General features: G+C 66.4%; 9 protein-coding genes. 5 read left to right on the top strand and 4 right to left on the bottom strand.

Going from position 1 to position 7916, the window contains the following annotated elements; translation table 11 throughout:
* The coding region (locus D3D02_RS10855) for a redoxin domain-containing protein (protein WP_147435604.1) at positions 1–199 on the bottom strand (199 nt) is incomplete at its 3' end.
* Positions 200–468: 269 nt separating this feature from the next.
* Positions 469–1950, bottom strand: a complete 1482-nt coding sequence (locus D3D02_RS10850; protein ID WP_121569997.1) for a hemolysin family protein — start codon at positions 1948–1950, stop codon at positions 469–471.
* 156 nt (positions 1951–2106) lie between these two features.
* Here D3D02_RS10850 and D3D02_RS10845 point away from each other — a divergent pair, with 156 nt between their 5' ends.
* The 3 genes from D3D02_RS10845 (at position 2107) to D3D02_RS10835 (ending at position 3622) form a co-directional block, all read left to right on the top strand.
* Positions 2107–2376: a glutathione S-transferase N-terminal domain-containing protein gene (locus D3D02_RS10845; RefSeq protein WP_121569996.1), complete on the top strand. Its 270-nt coding sequence runs from the start codon at positions 2107–2109 to the stop codon at positions 2374–2376.
* Positions 2376–2885: a redoxin domain-containing protein gene (locus tag D3D02_RS10840; protein WP_121569995.1), complete on the top strand. Its 510-nt coding sequence runs from the start codon at positions 2376–2378 to the stop codon at positions 2883–2885. Before D3D02_RS10845 ends, D3D02_RS10840 begins: the two co-directional genes overlap by 1 nt.
* A gap of 83 nt (positions 2886–2968) precedes the next feature.
* Entirely contained in the window at positions 2969–3622 is a 654-nt protein-coding gene (locus D3D02_RS10835; RefSeq protein ID WP_121569994.1) for an L-threonylcarbamoyladenylate synthase, read from the top strand.
* A 26-nt stretch (positions 3623–3648) separates the two neighbouring features.
* Here the strand turns inward: D3D02_RS10835 and D3D02_RS10830 are convergent, their stop codons facing one another.
* Positions 3649–4347 (bottom strand): hypothetical protein, encoded by a 699-nt coding sequence (locus D3D02_RS10830; protein ID WP_121569993.1) that lies wholly within the window; start codon positions 4345–4347, stop codon positions 3649–3651.
* Between the two features lie 89 nt (positions 4348–4436).
* A complete protein-coding gene (locus D3D02_RS10825; protein ID WP_121569992.1) occupies positions 4437–4919 on the bottom strand; it encodes a peptidylprolyl isomerase in 483 nt (160 codons plus the stop codon).
* A gap of 91 nt (positions 4920–5010) precedes the next feature.
* On the opposite strand from D3D02_RS10825, the gene D3D02_RS10820 reads away from it, so the two are divergent.
* Together D3D02_RS10820 and D3D02_RS10815 are read left to right on the top strand one after the other, a co-directional pair.
* The gene (locus tag D3D02_RS10820; RefSeq protein WP_121569991.1) at positions 5011–5415 is read left to right on the top strand and encodes a DoxX family protein; all 405 of its coding nucleotides are present in this window, start codon (positions 5011–5013) and stop codon (positions 5413–5415) included.
* A gap of 60 nt (positions 5416–5475) precedes the next feature.
* On the top strand, positions 5476–7881 hold the full coding sequence (locus D3D02_RS10815) for a hypothetical protein (RefSeq protein ID WP_121569990.1): 2406 nt from the start codon (positions 5476–5478) through the stop codon (positions 7879–7881).
* Positions 7882–7916 lie beyond the last annotated feature (35 nt).

The raw sequence follows: 7916 nt of genomic DNA, 5'->3' as shown, positions 1-7916 counted from the left end.
GCTGCTCGAAGGCGACGAACTCGGAGGTACAGACGGGGGTGAAGTCGCCCGGATGGCTGAACAGGACGAGCCACTTGCCCTCGTAGTCGTCGGGGATAGTTAGTTCGCCGTGGCTCGTCTCCACGGTAAGCTGGGGGAACTGATCGCCGATTCCCGGGGCACCGGCCGATTCGTCGGGGTCTGCTGTGGGTTCTGCCATTGCAATTCTCTATTCGGGGGCTACACACTAAGTACATACCCTCCGAACAGTTTTCTCTCTATCTCAGTTCTCCCACGCCCAAGAAGAACAAAATTTTGTAGTCAAAAAACTCTGTACCAAATTAGAAAAATAATATTTTCTAAGAAAGAAAATAGTGGGGGCAAAAAGCCAACTGACTCGTTCGTCCAGTCTCCTGGACGCTCCGTTCGGTCCGGGGCCGGGGGCGACGACGCAGAGCGGTCGGTGCCGGGCGCTCCGGCCGAGAGCGATTATTCGCTTTGCGCCGGCGACTCCGAGGGTTCTTCCTCCGAGGTGTCGTCGTCGTCCTCTTCGATCTCGGGTTCTTCGGGCGTCGTGATCCGCGCTTTCATGATGCGAGTGTTGTCGACCTGTTCGATCCGGATGGTGATCCCGTCGTAGGTGATCTCTTCGCCCTCCTCGACGAGTCGCCCTGCGCGGTTGAAGATGAACCCCGCGAGCGTCTCGAACTCCTCGCCTTCGGGGAGTTCGAGGCCGAGCGCCTCGTTGACCTCGTCGATGTTCACCTCGCCGCGGACGAGCGTCTCCCGGTCGTCGAGGAACTCGAAGGCCTCTTCCTCGTCGTCTTCGAGGATGTCGCCGACGATCTCCTCGACCATATCTTCGAGCGTCACGAGCCCTTCCGTGGTCCCGAACTCGTCGATGACGATGACCATCCGCAGGCGGTTGTCCTGGATCTCCGTCAGCAACTCGTCGACGTTCTTCGACTCGGGGACGTGCAGCGTGGGCTGGACGATGTCGATCAGCGAGGCGGCCCCCTCACCGTAGTGCTGCTCGCGCACCAGATCCCGGATCGTGACGATCCCGATGATGTTGTCGAGGTTGCCGTCGTAGACGGGGACGCGCTCGTGGTCGGACTGGACGCACGTCTCGATCGCCTCGTCGATCGTCGCGTCCTTCGCGACGGCGGTCATATCGAGTCGCGGCGTCATCACCTCCTTGGCGATGGTCTGATTGAACCGGAAGATCCGGTCGAGCATCTCCCGCTCTTCCTCCTCGATGACGCCCTCCCGCTCGCCCGTCTCGATGAGGTCCTGAATCTCGTCGCGAGTGATGTAGGACGTCTCGATGGCCGAGCGGCCGCCGGTCACCTTGTTGATGACGCGGGTCAGGTAATCGAAGATGACGACCAGCGGCAGGAGGACGTACTCGGAGTACTTCAGGGGGCGCGCGATACGGAGCGCCCACGATTCTGTGTTCTCGACAGCGTAGGACTTCGGCGCGCTTTCGCCGAAAAGCAACACGAGCGTCGTGATCCCGAACGTCGAGGCGAGCACCGCCGCACCCGGGTCGAAGTAGATGCTCACGATCGCCGTCGCGATCGAGGACATCGCGATGTTGACGATGTTGTTCCCGACGAGGATCGTGATCAGCAGTCGGTGGGGGTTCGCCTTGAGGTCGCTGACGATCTCGGCTCTCGGGACGCCGTCTTCGACGAGCGAGTCGATCCGGTGTTTCGCCAGCGAGAACATCGCAATCTCCGAGGAGGAGAAGAACGCCGAGAAGGCAATGAGAACGAAGATTGCGGCCGCGCCCGCGATGGTGACCGTCGTGTCGTTGATCGGGAGGGCCTGGAGGATCGGCCCGAGGACGGCTGTCGGTTCGACGGCTCCACCGTCGAGTGAGTCGACGGTCGGCGCGATCGCTGTCCAGTCATCGGTGCCGCGTGGCCGTTCGACGGCGAGAGATGCGAGTGGCGGAGACAAACCCATATAACTACGTCACCTTGTCTGGCCCCGGAATTAAGAGTTACCCTCGGATCCGTCGATTCCGTCGGCGCACAGCGGTTCGACTCGCCTGTCGCTGGTACGTCGAACGCTATCTTCCGGGTGCGAAGGGCTTAGGCGTTCATCGTTCGTACGCCGGCTATGAGCGATTCGGACCCGCACATAACGCTGTATCGGCTCCAGGCGTGCCCGTTCTGTGAGCGCGTCGTCAGAGTCCTCGACGAACTCGATCTGCCGTACCGCTCTCGATTCGTCGAACCGATGCACGCCGACCGAAACGTCGTCAAGCGCGTCTCGGGCAAGCGGAGCGTCCCGGCGATCGTCGACGAGAACACCGGCGCGGCGATGTCCGAATCGGCCAACATCGTGGAGTATCTGACGAAGACCTACGGTGACGGAGGTGTCGCCTGATGGTCGACTTCGAGGTCGTCTCGCTCCCCGAGACGGACCACCCGACTGTCGGTGAGATCGCCCCGGACTTCACGCGCCCCCTCGTGAACGAAGAGTACTGGGAGGACGCGTCGCTGTCGTCGGTCGTCGCCGACGGACCGACGCTGCTCGTCTTCCACCCGATGGACGGTGCATTCCCGACGACGTACATCTGGAAAGAGATCGACGAGCGCGGATTCGCGGCCGACGTGCAGGTCGTCGGCGTCTCGATCTCCTCGCCGTACGAGCACAAGGAACTCCTGAAAGAGCGCGCCGCGGACGCGCGACTCTTCTCGGATCCCACGGCCGAGGTCGCCGCCGCCTACGACGTCGAGCACGACCTCGACGGGATGGCCGGCGTCACGGAGCACCGACCGGCGGTCTTCCTGCTCGACGAAGAACGGACGATCCTGTACGCGTGGGTCGCCGGGGAGTGGCCCGAGTTCCCCGCGTACGACGAGATCGCGGCGGCGATCGACGACCACGTCTGAGCTGTTTTCGGTCTCGCGGAATGACCCCTCCGGCCCGCCGCATCCGCCACGCTCTTGCTGGCTCGCCACGACGGGTTCACTAGATGACGGGGTTCGACGAGACGTTCACGGACCAACTCGACACCGCTCTCGACGAGGCGGCCGAGGCGATCGAGAACGGCGAGACGGTCGTCTACCCGACCGAGACGGTCTACGGCCTCGGGGCGGACGCGACCGACCCCGAAGCGGTCGAACGCGTCTTCGAGACGAAAGGCCGCGACCGGGCGAAGCCACTCTCGATGGGCGCGCCGACGATCTCGGTCGCACAACGATACACCAAGCCCAGCGAGCGCGCGCTCGAATTTATGCGGGCGTTCCTCCCTGGGCCGGTCACCGTCGTCGTCGAGCGCGACCCGTCGCTCCCGGAGCTGCTCACTGCCGGCCGCGACCGGGTCGGAGTCCGGATCCCGGATCACGAGGTCGCGCTCGCGCTGTTCGAGCGGGTCGCACCGACACCCGTGACGGCGACGAGCGCGAACGTCAGCGGCGCTCCGAGCGTGACGGAAATCTCGGAGCTGGACCCGGATCTCCGGGCGTCGGTCGGGGCGATCATCGACGCCGGCCCCACGCCCGGTACCGAGAGCACGGTCGTCGATCCCCAACGAAACGTGATCCACCGACGCGGCGCGATGGCCGACGCTATCGTGGCCTGGCTCACCGACGAGACCGGGTCCGAACCGGCCGTCGAAGACGGCTAACGCGACGCCGACCGACCCAACCCGGCTCAGCCGAGTCCGAGCATCGTCTTCAGCGACCGCGTCTTCGTCCCACACGCCGTCCGGTAGTCGCAGGCGTCGCACTTCGCTTCGTCGCGGATGCGACTCGGTACCCCCTGCATCGACCGGACCGTCCACAGCGTCCGCCGGTAGGCGCTCTTGTTCCGCGTCGTCAGCCGGACCGTTCGGACGACGCCGTGCGACGGATACTCGACGAGCGCACGCGGAATCTCCCGCCCGCGCTCCCACGCCAGCGCTTTCGCGACGGCGACGGCGCGGACGCGCTGGGGCTCCCAGACGCCCCGCGGCGGCGGATCGCCCGGTGACACGACCGTCGGCGTCGGTGGCGGAGCGTCCTGGTCGTCTCCTGCGGATTCGAGAACCTTGTGTGCGACGCCGTGGCAGTCACGGCCGTAGAGAACGACGTTTCGGAGCGCGGGGTCGACGAGCCGACCGTAGTCGTCTCGCTCGGCGAGCGCCGCCAGGTTCGATCGGTAGGTCGCCGGGGAGACCGCGAGCGACCGCTCCCGAAGCCGTCTGTCCGCCGCTGTCCGGAGGGCATCGTACTCGAACGCGAGTTCGCGCACGGCGTCGACCTCCGGCGGCGGCGCGTGGTCGTCGTCGCGGCGGGCGTAGTAGAGCTGGCGCGGGCAGTAGGCCGCGCGGGCGAGGTGCGAAATCGGGATCGTCTCGGGCGGGGAAGACACGCGGGCAGTTGGTCTCCTTCTCGTATTTGAACGCTCGGCCAATCCCCGTCTCTGAGCGGAGCTGGCCTGTTTCGCGAGAGCGGTGGTGACTACCCGTCCCGCTGGTGATCGACGATCTCGACCTCGAACACGAGCGTTTTCCCCGCGAGTTCGTGGTTGAAATCGACTTCGACCGCGTCCTCGTGGACGGTGACGACGTCCCCGTGCAGTCCGTTCTGCGCGTGGACGTGGAGGCCGACCGCAGGCGACTCGCCGACCATCCCCTCGAACGTTTCGGGGTCGTACTCGCGGACGCGGTCGGATCGGACCTCACCGTACGCCGCGTCCGGTGGCACGTGGATCGTCTCTTCGTCGCCGGCGCGCATTCCGCGGACGGCCTCGTCGAGCCCCTCGATCACGTCGCCCCCGCCGACGGTGAACGCGAGTGGCTCGTAGTCGCTCGGGTCGCGATCTTCCGCGTCTGCGAGGCCGTGCTCGACCGCGACGGCGTACTTCGAGGTCCCGAAGACGGTCCCGTCCTCCAACCGGCCAACGTACTCCACAGCGATCCGATCGCCCGCCTCGATCTTCATACACGGGTATGACGAACCGATCGGCAATACGCTGTCGGCTCCCCCCGATACCGACAGAACGCTTATCAGCGCCCGCGAACGATCCGCGGGTATGGTTGAGGACACCGAAAGCGCCGATTCCGACGGCAGCCCTGCCGCCCCTTCCAGGCTCGGCCGGCTACTGTTCGGGTTCGGCCTCGCGCTCCAGGCGTCGGAGGACTTCCGCGATATGGAAGACACGATCGAATACGCGGAATCCGCGGGCGTACCGCTCCCCCGACTCGCCGCGCCGTTCGCCTCGGGGATGATGGTCGTCGCCGGTCTCGGCGTCGCGTTCTGGCGGCTCCCCAAAGTCGCGACCGGCGCGGCCGTCACCTTCCTCGCGGTCGTGACCACGACGATGCACGACTTCTGGAACGCCGACGAAGACTCCCGAAGCGGCGAACGGCTCGCCTTCTTCGGCAACCTGGCGATGTTCGGCGCGGCGCTGGTGTTCCTGCGCGAGGCGTACAAATAACGACACTGCGACGGCGCTGTGTCGCCCGCTTTTGCGACGAATCCACGACTCACTCAAACTGTGACCTCTACCGACACGACTGACCTCAGCCGTCGGACGCTCCTCGCCGCCCTCGGCGGCGTCGGCACGAGCGCGCTCGCCGGGTGTTCGTTCACCGACCGCGAGCCCGACGGCGAAACGACCGCGACGGATCCCGACGCCGCTCGACGACTCGCAGAGCGGTTCGCACCGACGCTGTACTTCGACCGCGCGGAACCGTGGCTGCCGACGGACCCACGCCCGTACGCGAGCGAGCAGGACGGCGAGTCGATCGTCGACGGCTTCGACGCGCTCGACGGCTATCACGAGCAGTATGCGGCGTCCGGCGAGCCACCGAACCCGACGGTGTTCTACAACGCCGTCGAGTACGAGGACTCCCCGCTGGCCGTCGTCCAGTTCTGGATGTACTCGGCGTTCGATCAGTTCTCGACGAACTTCCACTGGCACGATTGGGAGGTCCTGCACGTCTTCGTCGACACCGACACCGGCCGACCGCAACTGTACGTCGCGAGTTCGCATTCCCGCAAAGTCCCGAACAACGAGTTTCTAGACCCCGAACCAGAGATGGTGCCACGGCTCCTCTCGGAACTCGGCTCACACTCCAGTGCGCTGTCTGTCAACGACGAACCCGACGGGTTCCAGCGGCTTCCGGGGGCGGACCTCCTCGCCGACATCACCAACTCCGCGATCACGAGCATCGAGGCGCTCTCGGAGTTGCCCCTGGCGTACGGGCTGCCGCGCGACGAAGGAGCGCGACTTCCCTACGTCGTCCCCGAGTACGAGGGTGCGCCCGTGTACGAGCACGAGCGGCTACCGAACGTCGACAGGGACGCGCTCGTGCCGGACGAACTGACGGTCCGGTCCTTCGATGCCCTCGCGTCACCGCCGACGGACCTCCCCGAGCGGTCGACCGGCGTCGTCTTCCGCTACAGCGGACGCGAGGGCGCAGCGGGGAACGCCTCGACGACCACGAGTTCCGAAGGCGCGAACCCGGATCTGGAGTCAGCGACTGACGAGACGTACGATCTCGTCCCGACGAGCGAGATCGAACACCTCACCGATTTCACCGGTCCGCAACTGAGCTTCGAGTTCGCGGTCCCACAGGCCGCCGAGGACGCCATCGCGGGCCACATCTCGACGACCGGCGCGCCGTGGGGACAACCCCGATACGAGAACCCCGCGGCGGACATCACCGACTCCAATCACCGGGCGGCGCTGGCAGAGCGCTACGACGCCATCGGGGCTGCGGCGCCGATCAACACCGTCGTCGCCCGCGTCACAGAAGCCGTCACGACGGACGACGCCCCCGATCAGGAGGGGCTGACGACCGCGGACGCGACCGTCGAAGCCGTCGCGCTCCTGGAAAGCGATCCGGTGGCCGTACCGACGTTCGAGGGCGTCGCGGTCGTCCGCGACATCCCGGCGGGCGACCACCGCTTCACCGTCAACGCCCCGGGTCAGGCGCCGCACAGCGAGCGACTGTCTGTCGGCGACAGCGAGTCAGACGCGACAGCGACGAGTGGCGGATCGGAAACCGCGTCGGAGGCGACGGCGACGGACACGAGCATATCAGAGGAGTCGCCGACGACGGTTGACGAGCAGACCGCTCCGGTCTCGTCGACGACAGCCGAGTCGACGACAGCCGAGTCGACGACAGCCGAGTCGACGACAGCCGAGTCGACGACAGCCGAGTCGACCACCCCTAGTGAGACCGCATCGTCGTCCACCTCCGGCGCGCCCACGTCGTCGGCAGACCAACGCGTCGCGACCGCTGGCGTCGACGGAGAGATCCCACTCGTCGCCCGCGAGGACGCCCGAAAGCTCGAAGTCGACGCCTCGGGGACCGACGCCGACCTGACGGGTCTGGCGGTCGAAGACGACTTCGCCGGCCGGCTCTACGACGCCCCGCTGGACGGTTCCGACGCGGTCTACGTCCACCGCGGCGGTGCGTACACGACCGAAGTCCGAGACGCCGATGGGGCTCTCGGGGCCTTCAGAGTGAACCCAGATCCCGACGCGTCCGGTGTCCTTCGAATCGACCGGCCGGAGACGGGGAAAGCGTCGCTCGCCGCGTTCCTCGCGTCGATCGCCGCCGAGACGCGCGACGAACTCGCGGCGCTGCTCGACGGCGAACTGAGCACCTCGATCGACGGTGGAGGCGTCCAGAACGCCCTCGGCGGACTGCTCCGTGCGTTCGATGCGATCGTCGAGGCGGCCTCGCGTGCAGCGGAGCGCGCCCGTGCCGGCGAGCGCGGCAACGCCGATCGGCAACTTCAGGCGGTCGAAACCGGACTGGAGCGGGTCCTCGAACGGATTGAAGCCGCGGGCGATACCGTTCCGGAACCGCTCACGAACGCCGCGCGAAAGCGAATTGCGCAGGCGAACCGGCGGGTCACGCAGGCGCAGCAGTCCGAGAAGCTATCGTAGCAGTTGCGTCTTCACGCGTCTGAGCGCGCGACAGC

Origin of the sequence: Halobellus sp. Atlit-38R, from assembly GCF_003665925.1 — an archaeon.
In the GTDB taxonomy this organism is placed as follows: domain Archaea; phylum Halobacteriota; class Halobacteria; order Halobacteriales; family Haloferacaceae; genus Haloquadratum; species Haloquadratum inordinatus.
The sequence above is the reverse complement of the archived record's forward strand: the minus strand, read 5'-3'. Positions and strand labels throughout refer to the sequence as shown.